Annotated in this window: 9 protein-coding genes and 1 pseudogene; 8 read left to right on the top strand and 2 right to left on the bottom strand. The window is 38.8% G+C overall.

The genetic code is table 11. From position 1 onward, the window contains the following. The first annotated feature begins 132 nt into the window (after positions 1 to 132). Positions 133 to 3,459, top strand: coding sequence for an Ig-like domain-containing protein (locus PARC_RS09995; RefSeq protein ID WP_010555033.1), 3,327 nt, complete (start codon positions 133 to 135; stop codon positions 3,457 to 3,459). Positions 3,460 to 3,720: 261 nt separating this feature from the next. Then, positions 3,721 to 6,435 carry a type I DNA topoisomerase gene (gene topA / locus PARC_RS09990; protein WP_010555034.1) on the top strand — a complete coding sequence of 905 codons (2,715 nt, stop codon included), beginning with the start codon at positions 3,721 to 3,723 and terminating at the stop codon, positions 6,433 to 6,435. A 318-nt stretch (positions 6,436 to 6,753) separates the two neighbouring features. Here the strand turns inward: topA and PARC_RS09985 are convergent, their stop codons facing one another. After that, positions 6,754 to 6,996: a hypothetical protein gene (locus PARC_RS09985; protein ID WP_007582596.1), complete on the bottom strand. Its 243-nt coding sequence runs from the start codon at positions 6,994 to 6,996 to the stop codon at positions 6,754 to 6,756. A 240-nt stretch (positions 6,997 to 7,236) separates the two neighbouring features. On the opposite strand from PARC_RS09985, the pseudogene PARC_RS09980 reads away from it, so the two are divergent. Further along, positions 7,237 to 7,781: pseudogene (locus tag PARC_RS09980) on the top strand (TIGR00645 family protein). A 92-nt stretch (positions 7,782 to 7,873) separates the two neighbouring features. Here PARC_RS09980 and PARC_RS09975 read toward each other — a convergent pair. Further along, a complete protein-coding gene (locus PARC_RS09975) occupies positions 7,874 to 9,496 on the bottom strand; it encodes an alpha-glucosidase family protein (RefSeq protein ID WP_010555036.1) in 1,623 nt (540 codons plus the stop codon). A gap of 662 nt (positions 9,497 to 10,158) precedes the next feature. Here PARC_RS09975 and PARC_RS09970 point away from each other — a divergent pair. From PARC_RS09970 to PARC_RS09950, 5 genes are all read left to right on the top strand, one after another. Then, a complete protein-coding gene (locus PARC_RS09970; protein ID WP_007582601.1) occupies positions 10,159 to 12,942 on the top strand; it encodes a TonB-dependent receptor in 2,784 nt (927 codons plus the stop codon). Between the two features lie 132 nt (positions 12,943 to 13,074). Further along, positions 13,075 to 14,565 (top strand): tryptophan halogenase family protein, encoded by a 1,491-nt coding sequence (locus tag PARC_RS09965; protein WP_010555037.1) that lies wholly within the window; start codon positions 13,075 to 13,077, stop codon positions 14,563 to 14,565. A 2-nt stretch (positions 14,566 to 14,567) separates the two neighbouring features. Next, the gene (locus PARC_RS09960) at positions 14,568 to 16,418 is read left to right on the top strand and encodes a glycoside hydrolase family 13 protein (protein ID WP_010555038.1); all 1,851 of its coding nucleotides are present in this window, start codon (positions 14,568 to 14,570) and stop codon (positions 16,416 to 16,418) included. A 90-nt stretch (positions 16,419 to 16,508) separates the two neighbouring features. Continuing rightward, positions 16,509 to 18,368 carry an alpha-amylase family glycosyl hydrolase gene (locus PARC_RS09955; protein WP_010555039.1) on the top strand — a complete coding sequence of 620 codons (1,860 nt, stop codon included), beginning with the start codon at positions 16,509 to 16,511 and terminating at the stop codon, positions 18,366 to 18,368. Further along, positions 18,361 to 19,866 carry an MFS transporter gene (locus PARC_RS09950; protein WP_010555040.1) on the top strand — a complete coding sequence of 502 codons (1,506 nt, stop codon included), beginning with the start codon at positions 18,361 to 18,363 and terminating at the stop codon, positions 19,864 to 19,866. Before PARC_RS09955 ends, PARC_RS09950 begins: the two co-directional genes overlap by 8 nt. Positions 19,867 to 19,870: the final 4 nt, after the last annotated feature.

The raw sequence follows: 19,870 nt of genomic DNA, 5'->3' as shown, positions 1-19,870 counted from the left end.
GAAAAAGTTAGTATTTATTTAAAAATATTTCACTCAAAAAAGTAATAAAAAACTGTGATTTTAGACTAAGTTATAGGTTAATATTAAGCAGGAATTAATTTTGATTATAATAACAACGCTAGGGAGAGGTTTATGCCTTTAATGCGACTACTCAGCATCTCATTGCTCAGTTTTTTTCTTACAGCTTGTGGTGGCGGTGGGTCACTTGAAAAAGATGGTTCTATTGGTGATGGTGATTCGACTACAGAGGCTAGTACATACTCGGTGTCACTGAAGGGATATTCACAAGTAGATGCAACAGAGTCTAACTCTGTTACGGCTGCTACTTCTTTAGATTTACGAGCAACTCTTACTCAAGATGGTGAAATTGTTGCGGGTAAGCGTATTACTTTTACTCTTGCAGATGAAGTTGGTGAATTGTCTCCATCAAGTGCATTAACTCAAAACGACGGAATTGCAACTGTTGAGCTTACTGCAGGTGCTGATGCAGGTGCTGGTGAAGTAACTGCTACTTACACAGTTGATGGCGAATCTTACTCAAGTACCTTTGATTTTCAATCAAGTGGTGGGCAGGGTGGTGATACTGGCGTTAGTGGGGCTGTTAACTTACAACTAATGGTTTTAGATAGTTCGGGAAACACATTTTCCGACATTAACCCTGTTAGTAAAGATAATAAAGGTATTGTAACTGCTACTCTTTTAGATGGCGGAATCCCTTTTACTTCACAACTAATTACTTTTACAACAAATTTCACAGGTCGAATTACTCCAGAATTAGGTACGGCTCTCACTAATGAATCTGGGCAAGCTGTAGTTAGTTTGAGTAGCGGAGATTTTAAAGGTGCAGGTGAGCTTATTGCAACGTATATTTCTGATACCGAAACTATTACTAAAACAATTGGATTTTTTTCTAGTGGGGATGATGCATCGATAGATGATGCTGTTGCTAATGTTGATATTAAGCTATTAAAAAATTGCCAAAATAACTGGGACGCAAACAGAAATACGACGTCACTTGAGCAAAGTTATTTAGCCTTTGGCTGTGAAGTTGTTAATCAATTTTCTTCAGATGACCTGATTGATATTCTAGTCAAAGTTACAGACACAAGTTCAGGAGATGGATTTGTTGGTGTGATTGCTGATATTTCAACTGATCTTGGTAGTTTGTTACCTGTATCCGGAAAGGCTTTAACGGATAACTTTGGTTTCGCAATACTTAAGCTCCAACCCGGTGCTAATAGCGGAGCCGGTGAAATCACTGCGACATCGAAATCAACATCTAACCAAAAAGCGTTTGAAATATCGACTGCTGAATTACAAGTGAAAATCAAAAATGGTTTGTTTAATAAACTAGATGATAATGGAAATATAATTGCTGGCGAATACCAACCATTAGCAGCAGGTGCAACAACTGTCATTACTGTTGAAATACTAGATAGTAACTCTTTACCAGTTGTAACAGCATTTGACGTTGAATTTACCTCTAACTGTACTCAAGCTGGTTTATCTATTATGGATGCAACGGCAAAAAGTATTAGTGGTATTGCTACTGCAACTTATCGTACCGATGGTTGTAGTGCATCACTGGATGATACTGTTACTGCGACAGTGTTAACTGGTGGTACACCGGTTATTAAATCTATTAACATTCCAGTTTCTATTGCGAAAGTAGAATCTATAGAATTTATAGATGCAACACAAAATGTAATTGCACTTAAAGGTACTGGCGGTCAAACACGCTCTGAAACGTCTGAAATTACGTTCAAATTAAAAGACAAAATTGGTAAATCTGTAGTTAGTAGCAGAATGGACTTTCGTTTAAGCGCTACTAATGGCGGAATTAGTTTATCGCATGGTAGTGTTTTTACAGATGCTGAAGGTTTAGCGCGCGTACAAATAAATGCAGGCTTTGTACCGATGGCTGTGCGTGTACAAGCATGTTATATCCCTGATGATCAAATTCCTGAAAATCAAAACGATGATGTAACGTGTTGGCAGGATGTTTACTTAGAATGTCAAAAAGATGCAGCGGCTAGAAACAATAATGTGTCGTGCCCAGCAGGTGAGCTTTCATTAGTATCGCTTGATGGGCAAGTTATAACTGTATCTGATTTAGTTTCAATTAGCTCTGGCCTCCCAGATGGTAATAGTTTTACTGCAAGTGCACAGACGATTAATATTGAAGCACTTGATTACATTGGTGATACAAACGAAATTTCAGTTTACTTAGCGGATCACTTTAATAACCCTGTACCCGATGGAACAGCTGTTTACTTGACTACTGAAGGCGGTGCGGTTGGTACTTTAGATGGTACGGCATTTAATGCACAACTGGAATGTAATACCGTTGATGGTGCTTGTAATGCACAATGGCGTAACCAAAATCCAAAACCATTTACAGAGGCTAAATGGGGAAATGGTATTGAAAAAAATTGTGATTTATATTTTGGAAATGCGGCTCCTTGTATTAATGGTATTCTTAGCGCAGCTGATAATGTCGACAATGGCGTACCTTTAGGCGGTCGTGTAACGGTACTTGTTACTGCAAAAGGGCAAGAGTCGTTTATTGATATTAATGGTAATGGACGTTTTGATACTAACGAGTTTTACAGTGGCTACGATTTACCAGAAGCGTTTGTTGATCATAATGAAAATGGTGTATACGACGGCTTAGCAGGTACTTATAACCCTGTTACTGCAGAAGTAAAACCGCCTGAATTCTGTCAAGAGGGCAGCCCAACAGATCCGTGTAGTCCAGAAAATACAAATGGCGGTCATTTTGAAGAGAATTTTGATATTGACTTAAATGGCATGCACACGTTGGCTGACGGTAAATACAATGGCTTATTATGTACGGAAGCGGCAACTAATCCTCCAGTGGGAGCTACGTTTGCCAGCCTGTGTACAAAAGATTTAATTGATGTAAGAGATTCATTTCAAATTATACTATCAGGTAGTGCTGTTTATAGTCGTTTTGTAGTTACTAAACAAGAACTTACTAATAAGTTTCCTAATGCTTCTACTGCAAATGTAGAAAGCTGTAGTGATATTAGAAGCGTAGCAACGAATGATGCTGGTATTAGTACTGAAACATTGATTTTAAGGTTAGAGCCTTCTGATACTGATGATTTTTGTGATGTTAGCTTAATTGATATAAGCTCAAGTGTTGGGTCAAATAGCTTAGATAGCTTAACATTTGGCATTTATTACTCTGATAGATATAACAATCCAATTCCATCAGGTACAGATGTATCAGTATCTACTAAAAATGGTAAATATGATGGTCGTAATAGTTTTACTATGCTTGAAAGTAATAGCACAGTTGCATTTTATGAAGAATTTACGATTAGTCGTGAAACAGATCCAAATGATGCAAATACCGGTTTGCTAAGTGTTACATTTGAAACACCTAAAGGGGTACAAACTCCTGCAACGATCACAATTAGAGATGATGGTTAAGGTTTTTTAATTATTATATTTTAAAAAAATGCCAACCTTTAGGTTGGCATTTTTGTTTCTGTTCTATATATTCCACATCAATTAATCTAAAAACACTAGTTTGTTTAATTTAACGACAAAAATTGTTCGTTTATTCAGTAAATACTGAAAAGTTTGTATTAAAAGCTTGTAACAACTAGTGTTTGTAGATATACCTATAAATATTCGCGCCGCTTATGTCGGCAAAACACATTTTCAATATTTGGTTAGAAATAGGCAACTATGGGCAAATCGCTAGTAATTGTAGAGTCTCCTGCTAAGGCTAAAACAATTAATAAATATTTAGGTAATGACTTCATCGTAAAGTCCAGTATTGGGCATGTACGAGATTTACCTACTTCAGGTTCGAGCAAAGCTAAAGTGCCGGCAACTAAAACGCCAGCAGAAGTTCGTAAAATGGAACCTGAAGAGAAAGCAGCGTATAAAAAGCAACGAGATTATACAAACTTAGTCGCGCGTATGGGTATAGACCCAAACCAAGGCTGGGATCCGCATTACGAAATACTGCCTGGTAAAGAAAAAGTTGTTCAAGAGCTACAAAAGCTGGCTGAAAATGCAGACCAAATATATCTCGCAACGGATTTGGATAGAGAAGGGGAAGCAATTGCTTGGCACCTTCAAGAAATCATTGGTGGTGATCCTGCTAAGTATAAGCGCGTAGTTTTTAACGAAATTACTAAAAACGCAATACAGCAAGCATTTGAAACACCTGGCGAGCTTAATACTGATATGGTTTATGCTCAGCAAACACGTCGCTTTTTAGACCGTGTTGTTGGCTTTATGGTATCACCTTTATTGTGGGCTAAAGTGGCCCGTGGACTTTCTGCAGGACGAGTTCAGTCTGTTGCGGTACGTTTATTAGTAGAGCGTGAGCGTGAAATTAAGGCGTTTATCCCTGAAGAATTTTGGGATATCCATGCTGACGTTAAAAATACTGAGTCTGAATTACGTTTAGAAGTAGCCAAACAAGCAGGAAAGCCTTTTAAGCCTGTAAATGAAGCTCAGGCTAGCGCAGCGGTTAAAAGCCTTGAGAATGCAGAATACAAAGTAATTAGCGTTGAAGAAAAACCAAGTAAAAGTCGCCCAAGTGCGCCATTAATTACTTCAACCATGCAGCAAGCGGCAAGTACACGTTTAGGTTATGGCGTTAAAAAGACCATGATGCTTGCTCAGCGTTTGTATGAAGGCGGTTATATTACGTATATGCGTACCGATTCAACTAATCTTTCAAAAGATGCCGTTGAAATGTGTCGTGAGTATGTAACAAACGAGTTTGGTGCTAAATACTTACCAAAAGATCCAATTAGCTACAGCTCTAAAGGCAATGCACAAGAAGCGCATGAGGCAATACGTCCTTCAAGCGTTACCGTGTTATCAGGTCATGTTGAAGGTGTAGACGCCGATGCTAAAAAGCTGTACGAGCTAATTTGGCGTCAGTTTGTAGCGTGCCAAATGGTACCTGCTGAATACGATTTAACAACACTAACTGTTGCAGCTAACGACTTCCAGCTTAAAGCGAAAGGCCGTGTGCTCCGCTTTGATGGTTGGACAAAAGTACAACCTGCGATACGTAAGAAAAACGAAGAAGATCAATCACTACCGGCTGTTAATGAAGGTGAAGTCCTTACTTTAATCGAACTTGATCCTAAGCAACATTTTACTAAACCGCCAGCGCGCTTTAGTGAAGCAAGTTTAGTAAAAGAGCTTGAAAAACGCGGTATTGGTCGTCCATCTACTTATGCGTCAATTATATCAACGATTCAAGATCGTGGTTATGTACGTGTAGAAAACCGCCGTTTCTTCGCTGAAAAAATGGGTGAAATAGTTACCGATCGCTTGGTTGAAAATTTTACTGATTTAATGAACTTTGATTTTACAGCTAAAATGGAAGGCCGTTTAGATGATATCGCTGAAGGCGAGCGTGTATGGACTCAAGTTCTAGATAAGTTTTATGCTGATTTTTCAACGCAATTAACTGTTGCTAAAGACGAGCCAGAGAATGGTGGCATGCGTCTTAACGAGATGGTTGAAACGGATATTGAATGTCCTACGTGTAGCCGAAAAATGGGTATACGAACGGCATCAACTGGTGTTTTCTTAGGGTGTACTGGTTACAGTCTTCCGCCAAAAGAGCGTTGTACTACAACAATGAACTTAGTGTCGGGTGATGAAGCAGTTGCAGCTGATGTAGAAGATGTAGAAACTGAAAAGTTAATGCAGATGAAGCGTTGTCCTATTTGTGAAACTGCAATGGATTCATACCTAATCGACGAAACCCGTAAATTACATGTGTGTGGTAATAACCCAGCATGTAAAGGGCATATAGTTGAAGAAGGTACCTTTAAAATTAAAGGCTATGACGGACCAATTATCGAATGTGATAAATGTGGCTCTGACATGGAACTTAAATCGGGTCGTTTTGGTAAGTACTTTGGCTGTAATAATGACGAGTGTAAAAACACACGTAAACTACTTAAAAGCGGCGAAGCTGCTCCACCAAAAGAAGATCCTGTTCACATTACTGAATTAGAGTGTGAGAAGTCAGATGCGTATTTCGTATTACGTGATGGCGCCGCTGGTATATTTTTAGCTGCAAATACTTTTCCTAAGTCTCGTGAAACACGTGCACCTAAGGTAGAAGAGTTAAAACGCTTTAGAGACCGTATCTCACCTAAGTTTTATTACTTAGCAGATGCACCTGCTAAAGATCCTGATGGTAATCTTGCTGTTGTACGCTACAGCCGTAAAAATAAAGCTCAGTATGTTATGACTGAAGTTGACGGTAAAGCTACTGGGTGGACTGCTCATTATGAAGCAGGTAAATGGACAGAAGAAGCAAAGAAAAAGGCAGCACCTAAAAAGAAAGCTGCTGCAAAAAAGGCACCAGCTAAAGCAAAGCCTAAAGCGAAAGCTAAAGCTAAAAAAGAAGATGAATAAGCACGTTATCGCTTATTCATAACTTTTTATAGGTTTTAAAAAACCATAAAAAAAACCGGAACGCACAGCTTGTGTCTATTCCGGTTTTTTTGTGCCTAGTTAAATGTTTTCGCAACGGCTTTATTAGCAGTACATTCAACTAAGCGTATTGGAGATACCAGTTTTATTAAAAAAATGGTCATTATATTGCACTAAATAACCCACTCACTGCATTAAAAAACATTCATATAAAACAACTATATGTCATGCTATTTCACTTGCTATTGAGCTATTTTCTTAGCGCTAAAATAGATCACTAATTTAATGCAATTGGTATGATTAAATCTTAACAGAAGATACTTTTTTATAGCCTTCAGATTCAAGCTCATCATTTACGCATTTTAATACGTAGGCATTTAGCTCTTCATTGCTTACGTCATCATCTTTAGCCCAGTTAACACACATTTCTGTGTATTCTTTTACCATTTCGGCTGAAGCTGTTGGCGCATCGTCTGCTACCGCGTAAGTCGCAGATACTGCAAATAGTGGAGCTACGATTAATGCTAGCAATGCTTTTTTCATTCGTTTATTCCTAAAAAAATGGTGTGATGACTGATTTACCCAGTTTAAGATTAGGTTTAAACCAGTAGTGCCCAATCCAGAACAACTCTGTTGGTATACTGATTTTTAAACGAAAACGAAATAAAAGATAACGAAATTTTTTTATCGTGAGGATGAGTAATTTACTTGTCAGGATTTCGCAGCATTATGTTGCTGTGGTTTATAAGCTAAGGTCGCTTTTTTTAATTAAAAGACAAACCAATGTCATCACACACCCCTAATAAAAAACCACGCCAAGCTAATAAAGTAGAGCATACATTAGAATCTTTTATTTTAACGGGCGTTGGCTACTAGCCCCATTTTTTGTGGGTTTACTATTTACAGTTGTACTGTTGTTAATAAAGTTTTTTAAGCAGCTTTATTTAATGGGTATTGCGACATTTACAGCAACAAATCAAGAGTTACTTGTCGGTATTCTAACTTTAGTTGATACGGCATTATTAGCGGGGTTATTGCTGATCATTACATTTAGCGGTTACGAGAACTTTGTTTCTAAGCTTAATATTGATAATCATGAAGACAGACCATCTTGGATGGGAAAGGTTGGTTTTTCAGGTCTAAAGATGAAATTAATAAGTGCGATAGTCGCTATTTCTGCTGTTGAGTTATTAAAAGTATTTATAAACTCAGGCGCATATCCAAGTGATGAGCTACTTTGGAAAGTAACTATTCATGTCACGTTTGTAATGTCAGGCGTTTTATTTGCTTTAACTGACTACTTAAACAGTAAAACCCAAAGTCATTAGAAAAATTAAATGCACAAAAAAGCCCAAGTAATTTACTTGGGCTTTTTATGTTTAGAGCTTAGCTGTAATATTAAGTGTAATTATTGATGTCATTAACACTTTGCATAAAAGCAAGCGAAAGGCTCAAGCGTAAGTGTGTCTTGGCTTAATTTTGCGCTGTGGTGGCTAAGCTCATTGTATTCTTTAACGATTGATGTTGGCATATCAATACTTGTTTGTTGAGAGCTTAGATTAAATATGCACAGCATTTTTTGCGGTCCAAGCGTTCTATAAAAAGCAAGCACAGGCTCAGGCGTTTCAATAAACTCAATATCACCCTCAAGTAAAACAGTTTGGCTCTTGCGCCACGCCATAAACTCACGATAGGCGTTTAAAATTGAGTTGCTATCATTAGTTTGCACAGCGACTGATTGCTGTTTGTGTGCATCATCAACAGGTAGCCAAGGTTTTACGTCACTAAAACCCGCATGAGGTGAATCAGCTTGCTCCCAAGGCATTGGCGTTCTACAGCCATCACGCCCTTTAAAATTAGGCCAAAATGTTATGCCATATGGGTCTTGTAAGTCTTCAAAGGCAACACTTGCTTCACCTAAACCTAATTCTTCACCTTGGTACATACATACACTGCCACGAAGGGAGGCAAGTAGGGCGGTTAGCATTTTACATTGCTGAGGGTTTATTTCGCCATTTTCGCTCCAGCGACTTGCTACGCGCTCTACATCATGGTTGCTAAATGCCCAACACGGCCAACCCTCAGTCATACGTTGTTCAAGAGTTTGAACCGTAGTTCTAATATATTCACTTGAATAATCATTTGTTAAGAGCTCAAAGCTATATCCCATGTGCAGCTTATCGCCACCTTGGGTGTACTGTGCCATTGTCGCCAATGAATCCTCTGATGAGATTTCGCCAAGCGATACAGTACCTGGGTATTTATTAAGTAATGTGCGAATGTCTTGCATAAACTCAATATTTTCTGGCTGAGTGTTGTTGTAGTAATGATACTGAAATGCGTATGGGTTATCTTCACTAAAACCACGACCCTGGCGCTTATCTTTTGGTTTAGCTGGGTTATCGCGAAGTTGTGCATCGTGATAACAAAAGTTAATAGCATCTAATCTAAAGCCATCAACGCCTTTTTTAAGCCAAAACTCTACGTTATCAAGTACAGCTTGTCTTACGTCAGGATTATGAAAGTTTAAATCGGGTTGTTCGGTTAAAAAGTTATGCAAATAATATTGCCCACGGCGAGGTTCCCACTGCCACGCGCCACCACCAAAAATAGACAGCCAATTATTAGGTGCTGTGCCGTCATCTTTAGCTTCAGCCCAAACATACCAATCCGCTTTATCGTTATTTTGATTTTCGCGGCTATCTGTAAACCATTGATGCTGATCTGATGTATGGCTTAGTACTTGGTCAATTATAATTTTAATGTTGCGATCGTGGGCTTGGCTAATAAGTTCATCAAAATCGTTTAAATCACCAAAAAGCGGGTCAATGTCACGGTAGTCACTAATATCGTAGCCAAAGTCTTTCATCGGCGATTTGAAAAAAGGTGAAATCCAAATTGCATCAACGCCTAAGCTTTTAATGTAATCAATACGATTAATAATCCCTTTTAAGTCACCAATACCATCGTTGTTGCTATCTTGAAAGCTACGCGGATAAACTTGATAAATAACCGCACCTTTATACCACTGCTTTTGGGTCATGCTTTTCTCCGTCATTCCACACAGTATTTAGACTATTCTTCATTGTGATTACGATTAATCACGTTATTTTCAAAAAGCATACGTGAAGCCTGTAATTCTGTAAAAAGTCTGCATACGTATGCACTAAAAATAATGCAATAAAATTATTTAAAATAAGCGCTTAGCGCCTCTTTGGCGGTGTTCGTTTTGTGTGTTTAATGTTTACCAATTATGTTATTCATTCATTTTTTAGTTAAATTTAACCTAACAGTTTGTACTATAAAGGAAATATACCTTTGGTTTTACTAGAAATGGTCTGACCAATTTAACACTTAGTAAATGTGCAATTATTTAAACGTTATATAGCAGCGCCAATTAATTTCATCTTGTTTACATTCAAGTAGAAAGGCTATTAGTTTTCTACAAAATAGATTTAATCTGTCATGCTCTTTCAGTGTTTTTTGTTTTGTTTATTTTTAATAAAATCATATGGTTAAAATTATATGTGTGTAATGTATGTTAATGTTAGGCTACATTGAAATTGTTGAATACGTATGCATAAAGTTGTTAATAAAATAAATCTGGCGTTAATATTCATCCTGACAACAAAATTAGCTCGCCTTGTTTAACTATCACTTAAACATTGAACGCGGGTATCACAATATGGGTAACGGGAAAACATTATGTCTATGTTCAAACCAAGTATATTAACTTTGGCATTAACAGCTGCAGGCTTATCAAGCTTTGCTACACAGGCTGCTCAAGAAGATACAATAAAAAAAGATGATGTAGAAGTTATCGAAGTTAAAGGCTTTCGTGGCAGTGTGGTTGAGTCTATTAACACAAAACGCTTCTCTACACAGGTTGTAGAATCTATATCGGCTGAAGACATTGGCAAATTGCCAGATTCTTCTATTGCTGAATCGATTGCGCGTTTACCCGGTTTAACCGCCCAGCGCTTAGACGGGCGAGCAAGTCGTGTCTCTATTCGTGGTTTTGGCGAGAATGAAAGTGGCACAACGTTTAACGGTCGTGAGCAGGTATCGATTGGTGATAACCGCGGCGTAGAGTTTGACCTTTACCCATCAGAAATAATGAGCGGTGTAACTGTTTATAAAACGCCAAATGCAAGTATTGATGCTGAAGGTATTGCCGGTGTTATTAATATGCAAACCGTGCGCCCTTTAAGTAAAGGCGAGCGTGTTGTGCAAGTAAATGGGCAGTATGAGCAAACCAGCTTTGGTAAATTAAATCCAGATGGTAATGATGACGGCTATCGAGGCACTATCTCATACATCGATCAGTTTGCTGACGATACAATTGGTGTTGCATTTGCTTTAAATACAATGAGTTCACCAAATCAAGAAAAACGTTGGAACTCATGGGGCTACCCAGAATTCACCGAAAATGGTAACGATTATTCAATTTTAGGCGGCGCTAAACCATTTGTACGTTCATCAACGCTTGAGCGCGATTCTGCAATGCTTGTTTTAGAAGCCGCCCCTACAGACAAATTAAACATGACGTTTGATGCGTTATATGTAGATTTTACAGATGAAAAAATTCTACGCGGTATTGAAGTTCCATTTGCATGGGGTCAAGGTAGTATTGATGCAAATAGTGTTGTAGTTGATGAAGCATCTGGCTTTATAACAAGTGCAGTAACACAAGGCCAACGTGTAGTAGTTCGAAACGATTATGAAGAACGCGAAGCGGAACTTACAGCTTTTGGTTTTAATACTAAATATGATATTGACGATTCGTGGTCAGTAGAGTTTGATGCAAGTTATTCACAAGTAGACCGTAAAATCTGGAGTGTTGAGAGCTACTCAGGTACAGGACGTGGTGATGCTCGCGGTGTTGCAGATAACTTAGGTTATACATTTAATGGTGGAAATACCGGCGCAAGTTTTACTCATGACTTAGATTATAGCGATTATGGTTTAATACAGTTAGGTGGCCCGCTATCGTGGGGTGCAAGCTCTGCACTTAACGATAAATATGGTTTAACTGGTACTGAGTATGAAAACCAAGCGCAAGATGGTTTTATTAATGCACCGACCATTGAAGATGAGCTATCAACATTAAAAATAGCGGCTTCAAAGGTATTAGAAAACGAGTACATAAGCTCTATTGAATTTGGTATGTCTTACAAAGAACGTGAGAAAACAAAAGATTCAGAAGGTTACTTTATGACGTTATCTAGCTTTTCGCTTGATAACCCAGGCATGCTTAATGTGCCAGAACAGTACCGTAACGGAAGTGTTGATTTAGGCTTTATAGGCATGGGCGATATGATTGCTTATGACGTAAATGGCTTAGTTAACGACGGTTATTACGACTTATTGGCAGAGAGCTTAACAAATACAAGTCATGCGACTAAATCGTGGACTGTAAAAGAAGAAATTACTTCTGCATTTGTTCAAGCAAATATTAATGCTGAAGTAAGCGGCCTTGCATTAACGGGTAACGTGGGCGTGCGTTATGTACAAACTGATCAATCATCACAAGGTAATGCATTTAGTACTGTTGATGGTGTGGTTGTTACATCACCGACAAACATAAGTCATGATTACTCGCACGTATTACCTAGCTTAAACTTGTCACTTGCGATTGATGAGCAACAAACGATACGTTTTGGTGCTGCTAAAACAATTTCTCGTGCACGCTTAGATGAAATGAATTCATCAGTTAATGCTTCATATAATCAAACACCTGATGAAAATGGTAACTATTGGTCTGTATCGGGTGGTAACCCAAATTTAGAACCTAAAGAAGCAACCGGCTACGATTTTACTTACGAGAATTACTTTAGCGATGAAGGCTACTTCTCTGCTGCGTTTTTCTATAAAGATTTAACTCAGTGGATTTTTGACGGCACGTATGCAATTGATATGTCAGGCGTAGCAGACCCTTCAACAGGTGAAGTTCCTGCAACATCATCAGGTACAGGCAGCGGTAAAATAAATGGCGGCGGTGGCGATTTATATGGTTACGAGCTTTCACTAGCGTTACCATTTAAAATATTCCATCCATCTCTTGAAGGTTTTGGTTTAATTGCTAGTCATACTGGTATTGAGTCTGATATTGAAGATCAAAACGGTAACGATTACGAGCTACCAGGTCTTTCGGATAAAATTCAAAGCTTAACAGTTTACTACGAAATGCATGGTATGCAATTACGTACCAGTATGCGCAAACGCAGTGCCTTTAAAGGTGATGTATATGGTTTAGGTTTTAACACTGAACAAGTTGATATTTTAGGTGAAACTATTTGGGATGTTCAAGCAGGTTATGACTTCTCTGAGGCCGGCATTGAAAGCCTTGAAGGTTTATCTGTTCAGTTTCAAGTACAAAACTTAACTGAAGAACCGTTTACGTCACTTTCTGGCGATAATGCTCTACAAGTACGTGACTACCAAGATTACGGTCGTACTTACTTGTTAGGCTTTAGTTACAAGCTATAATAAAAGTTGTGTGTAGAAGCCCTTGTGATTTATTTTACAAGGGCTTTTTTATAGCTAGTTTATCAAACACTGATTAATACCAATTAGCTTAATTAAGTTTATTGAGCGCTGTATTAAAGCGTGGGCAATAATATGAAACCAATAAAACATGTCGTAATTGCAGGCGGTGGTACCGCAGGGTGGATAACAGCAGCACTGCTTAATAAAGTGTTAGGTAAAGTAATTAATATCACACTAATAGAATCATCAGCTATTGGTACGGTAGGAGTGGGTGAAGCAACGATACCGCCCATTATTCAACTTAATAACGCGCTGGGTATAAACGAGCAAGATTTTATTAATGCTACTAATGCTTCAATAAAATTAGGTATTGAGTTCGAAAACTGGAAAACGCCAGGGCATAGCTACATGCATGCGTTTGGCTCGTTAGGTAAAAACTTTCCCTTTTGCGATTTTTATAACTTTTGGTTAAAAGGTCAAATTACGGGTTGCGAAGACGACTTATGGGATTTTTCACTCAATTACCAAGCGGCTAAACAGCATAAATTTGCACCCCTCAATACAATTCCTAATACCCAACTACCTGGGCTGAGTTACGCATATCATTTTGATGCGACGCTTTACGCTGAATACTTAAAAAAGTTGGCTATATCGCGCGGTGTTAAACACATAGATGCAAAAATAAGCCATGTTGAACAATGCGATACAGGCAATGTTAAAAGCCTAGCACTGGATAACGACAGTCAAATTAGTGGGGATTTATTTATAGATTGCACCGGGCTGCGTGCACTATTAATTGAACAAACACTAAATACAGGGTTTATTGATTGGTCTCATTACTTACCATGCGATAGTGCAGTAGCCGTACAAACAAAAAGTACTCATGAGCTTAAGCCCTATACGCGATCTATTGCACATAGTGCTGGTTGGCAATGGCAAATACCACTGCAAAATCGTATTGGTAATGGCCTTGTTTATTGCAGTAGATACTTGTCAGATGATGATGCTAAGCAGTTACTGCTAAAAAGCTTACCCGCTGAGCCAATTACAGAGCCCCGTATTATAAAATTCAAAACAGGTCGGCGTTTAAAGCAATGGCATAAAAATGTGGTGTCGGTTGGCCTCTCAAGTGGTTTTTTAGAGCCGCTAGAGTCAACCAGTATTCATTTAATTCAAACTGCGGTTACGCGTTTAATTAAGCTATTTCCACACAACGGTATTAGCGATGCGTTAGTAACGGAGTTTAATAAACAAAGCGTTATTGAATTAGAACACATACGTGATTTTATTATTTTGCATTATAAACTCACCGAGCGACAAGACTCCCCGTTTTGGCGTCAATGCATGCAAATGGATATACCAAATTCCCTTACCCATAAACTGAATTTATTTAAACACACAGGCAAAGTAATACGTGAAGATGATGAACTATTCGCCGAAGTTGCTTGGCAGCAAGTCATGATAGGGCAAGGGCTTATCCCTGATGACTATAACAGTATTGTTGATTCACTAAGTGATGATCAACTGAGCGATTTATTCTCTACTTTAAAAACGTTGATCAGCTCAACTGTAACGCAATTACCAACTCACCAGAATTTTTTAGCCAGCATTAAAAAGGTATAACAATGCGATTTTTAAACACACTTTTACTAGTAAGCGCATGTAGCTTACCAAGCTTTAGTTATGCACTTAATGTAGAGCCTGCCAATTGGTGGGTCGGAATGAATAAAAATAACATTACAGTACTCGTGCATGAGCAAAATATAGCTAACGAAGAATTTAAATTAGATAAGTATAAAGGGGTTGAACTTAATAACGTAACACGTACCGACAACCCTAATTATGCTTTCCTTCATTTAAATATTAGCGATAACGCCAAAGCAGGAACGCTCAAGTTTAACAGCACTAATACAGCGCATAGCTTTGAGTTTCCTTTATTTACCCGAGATAAAAATAGCGCGCAACGCCAAGGTTTCACAAGTGCAGATGCTTTATATTTAATTAACCCAGATCGCTTTGTAAATGGCGACTCCACAAATGACACCGTTAAAAGCATGCTAGAAGCTGTAAATCCAGGTTTTAAAGGCGGGCGACATGGAGGGGATATTCAAGGTGTTATTAACGCATTACCGTATTTAAATAATTTAGGTGTAACACAGCTTTGGCTTACTCCAGTGCTTGAAAACAACATGCCAGATTACTCTTATCATGGTTACGCGATTACAGACTTTTACAACGTTGATCCGCGAATGGGATCAAATAATTTATACAAAACGTTATCAATAAAGGCTAAAGAGCAGGGCATTGGGCTTGTTATGGATATGGTGCTTAATCACTTTGGTGCTGAGCACCCGTGGATGAAGGATAAACCAACTCAAGATTGGATTAACTTTAATGGGCAGTTTGAAAATGGCAAAAATGCCACAAGCCATGCGCGCCAAACAATTCAAGATCCACACGCAAGTAACTACGATAAACGCCAGTTTAGCGATGGTTGGTTTGTCGCTAGCATGCCCGATTTAAACCAGCGCCAACCATTATTAAATGAGTATTTAATTCAAAATGCAATTTGGTGGATTGAATACGCAGATTTAAGCGGTATTAGAGTTGATACTTACTCTTACTCAGATAAAGCGTTTTTAAGTGATTGGACCAAGGCCATTATGGATGAATACCCACACTTTAATATTGTTGGCGAAGAGTGGACTTCAAACCCTGCAATAGCGTCGTATTGGCAGCGCGGTAAAGTAAATCAAGATGGGTATGTGTCAAGCTTACCCAGTGTGATGGACTTTTCGTTGCAAGAGGCGGTAATTCGAGCTTTAAATGAAGATGAGGGTTGGAGCACAGGCTGGGTTAAAGTATATCAGTCATTAGCTAACGATTTTTTATACCCAGACACCAATAACATTATGGTGTTTGCTGATAACCACGATATGAGCCGTGTATATACGGAGCTTGGGCAAGACTTAGCTAAAACTAAAATGGCGATGACTTTGTTTTTAACAACGCGCGGCATTGCTCAAATATATTATGGAACCGAAATATTATTGGATAATACGCCGAGTAAAGATCATGGTGATATACGCATTGATTTTCCAGGTGGGTTCAAAAATCAAAACGCTAATGCGTTTACTGGAGTCGGGTTAAGTAAAGATCAGCGCGATATGCACGAAACTATAAGCACGCTACTTAACTTTAGAAAGCAAAGCCCGGCGCTTGCAAAGGGTAAGCTCGTTCATTTCAGTCCGAACAATGGTGTTTATAGTTATGCTCGCGTTAGTGATACGCAAACAGTATTAGTTTTTATGAATAAAAACAAAGTAACACAAAAGCATAATCTTGATTACATGCAAGAAGTTATACCAAAAAATGCCAATGCGCAGGCATTATTCACACAACACACTTTTAAACTAACTAACAGTATTAACTTAGAGCCAATGACTGCTACGGTATTAGTGATTAATACGCCGTGAATGTTTAAGTGAATACGTATGCAGCAACTGTATGCTTGCTGCAGATATCTTTAGTATAAAGCTATAACACTACTGACAAAAAGACACACAATGAAAAAATCAGTTTATGTACCCGCATTACTGTGTAGCGCACTTATAACAAGTGCGTGCTCAGACAATAATGAAACCGAACAACAGCAAGCGCCTAAACAGGCGCAAAATGAGTTAACAAAGCCTGTTGTATACCAAGTATTTACACGCTTATTTGGTAACACACAGACCGCGAATGTGCCCTGGGGTACAAAAGAGCAAAATGGCGTAGGTAAATTTGCCGACTTTAACGATGCTGCACTTAAAGGTATTAAAGAATTGGGTACGACCCATGTTTGGTATACCGGTGTTTTACATCATGCGCTAGTGGGCGATTATACCGAGTATGGGATTACGCAAGACGACCCTGATGTAGTTAAAGGCCGTGCAGGTTCACCTTATGCAATAAAAGATTACTACGACGTAAACCCAGATTTAGCCATAAATGTGACTAATAGAATGGGTGAGTTTAGTGATCTGATTGAGCGCACTCATGAGCATGGCATGAAAGTGGTTATAGATATTGTACCTAACCATGTGGCTCGTAATTATAAATCAGTAGCAAAACCCAAAGGAATAAAAGACTTTGGTGAGCAAGACGACACCAGCAAAGAGTACGATAAAAATAATAACTTTTATTATGTACCAGGTCAGTCTTTTCAGGTTCCAACATCACAAAGCTATACAGTTTTAGGGGGTAATACTCACCCTTTAGCTGACGGTTTTTTTGATGAAACGCCAGCGAAATGGACGGGGAATGGCGCGCGTGCACCCAAGCCAGATATTAACGATTGGTACGAAACCGTAAGAGTGAATTATGGCGTTAAGCCTGATGGCAGCTATGACTTTCCTGTATTACCTAAAGAGTTAGAAAACCAAGATTATCGCGCTCATTATGCGTTTTGGCAAAATAAGGAACTGCCTAATAGCTGGTATAAATTTAGAGATATCACTCTTTACTGGCTTGATAAAGGCGTTGATGGTTTTAGGTACGATATGGCCGAAATGGTGCCGGTTGAATTTTGGAGCTTTTTAAATTCATCAATAAAAATGCAAAAGCCCGATGCGTTTTTATTGGCTGAAGTTTACAACCCACAAATGTACAGAGCGTATATTCAGCAAGGAAAAATGGATTACTTGTATGACAAAGTCGGCTTTTACGACACATTAAAAGCCATTATGCAGGGTAAGCAAGCGGCTAATACTATTTTTGCAGCCCAAAGCCAAGTGGCTGATATTGAAGCGCACATGCTGCACTTTTTAGAAAATCACGACGAACAACGCATTGCTAGCCCTGATTTTGCAGGTGATGCACGCTGGGGGAAACCAGCAATGGTCGTTTCTAGCTTAATGAGTCGCGCACCTACTTTATTATATTTTGCCCAAGATGTGGGGGAGGACGGATCTGAAAACGCAGGTTTTGGCACATCTACTCGCACCAGTATTTTTGACTATATTGGTGTACCAGCGCATCAAGCATGGATGAACAACGGCAAATTCGACGGCGCTAACTTATCGAGCGAGCAAGCATCACTTCGTGATTATTATAAATCAATAATGGCTCTTAATAGTTTGCCCGCTGTTGTAGGTGGAACCATGTCAGAGCTTTCACTTAGCAATAGCGAACGCGTTGTTGGTTTTGTACGCTCGCTGGGACAGCAATCTGTTTATGTTTTTAGTAATTTTAGTGAGGAGCCACAAACGGTATTAATTAATTTAACACCAGAGCAAGCAAATACCTTTGAGCGAAATAAACCGCTACACGACTTACTTGAACAAAACACGGTAAAGATCATCACTGACAAAGAAGTTACAAAGCTTATGCTTTCGCTAGATGCATTTAGTAGCGCAGTTTTAACTAATAAGGCTAATCATGAATAATCAAAATAATAATTATGACAGCAACAAACCAAATCTAAGTTTCTGGCAAATATGGAATATGTGCTTTGGCTTTTTAGGTATTCAATTTGGTTTTGCACTACAAAACGGCAATGTGAGCCGTATTTTTCAAACCCTAGGCGCACAAGTGGATGATATTCCTATTTTATGGGTTGCAGCACCGCTAACGGGCTTAATAGTGCAACCAATAATTGGTTATTGGAGTGATAAAACATGGGGGCGTTTTGGTCGTCGTCGTCCATTCTTTTTCATAGGGGCGGTACTTACTACTATTTCACTCTTTATCATGCCGCATTCACCAACCCTTTGGATTGCTGCAGGTATGTTATGGATTATGGATGCCTCAATCAATGTCACTATGGAACCTTTTAGAGCACTTGTAGGCGATAACCTGCCAGAAAAACAACGTGCTACGGGCTATGGCTTGCAAAGCTTTTTTATTGGTATTGGTGCGGTATTAGCCTCAGCGCTACCATGGATGATGACCAATTGGTTTGACGTAAGTAATACCGCTGCGCCAGGGCAAATCCCTGAATCTGTTAAATATTCATTTTATTGGGGTGGGGTCGTATTGCTAGTCGCAGTTCTTTGGACAGTTATGCGAACCAAAGAATATAGCCCTGAGCAATTAGCTGCTTTTGAAAACCACACTGCCAAACCGACTAACACAGCATTAGTAGATATCAACTTCAATAAAGGTGCCATTATTTTTGTGGTGCTAGGTTTAGCAACCCTTGCATTAGTAATGGGTTTATCGCTTGAAAAAGAGTTATACCTACTTGCTGGTGGCTTACTAGCGTTTGGTATTGTGCAGTGGATAGCAAGCGCATTAAAGGCTGCTAACAAAATACAAGGCGGTTTTTACCAAGTAGTACAAGATGTATTTACCATGCCAGAGGCAATGAAGCAGCTTGCTTGGGTGCAGTTTTTTAGCTGGTTTACGTTGTTTGCTATGTGGATATACACCACAGCCGCAGTAACAAGCTTTCATTACGGCAGCAGTGATGCAACAAGTAAAGCCTTTAACGATGGGGCTGATTGGGTCGGTATTTTATTTGCAGCTTACAATGGCTTTGCGGCTATTGCCGCTATGTGTATTCCATTCTTAGTTAAAAAGATGGGCTTAAAAGGCGCACATTGCTTTAACTTATTACTAGGCGCATTGGGCCTTGCGAGCTTTATGTTTATAACAGATCCAAAAATGCTTCTTATTCCAATGATAGGCGTTGGCTTTGCATGGGCTTCTATTTTATCGCTTCCTTATGCAATGTTAAGTAACGCACTACCGAGTAATAAAATGGGCGTGTATATGGGTATTTTTAACTTCTTTATTGTTATACCGCAATTGCTTGCTGCTAGTATTTTAGGGCTTATTTTACGCCACGTATTTTCTAACCAGCCTATTTACGCATTATTAATTGGTGCTGCATCATTCGTTGTTGCTGCGATTGCTGTAATGCGCGTTAAAAATTCAAACTAAGGGT

It is taken from the genome of Pseudoalteromonas arctica A 37-1-2 (genome assembly GCF_000238395.3).
In the GTDB taxonomy this organism is placed as follows: domain Bacteria; phylum Pseudomonadota; class Gammaproteobacteria; order Enterobacterales; family Alteromonadaceae; genus Pseudoalteromonas; species Pseudoalteromonas arctica.
Note: the sequence above shows the minus strand (reverse complement) of the source record. Positions and strands in the feature narration are given on the sequence as shown.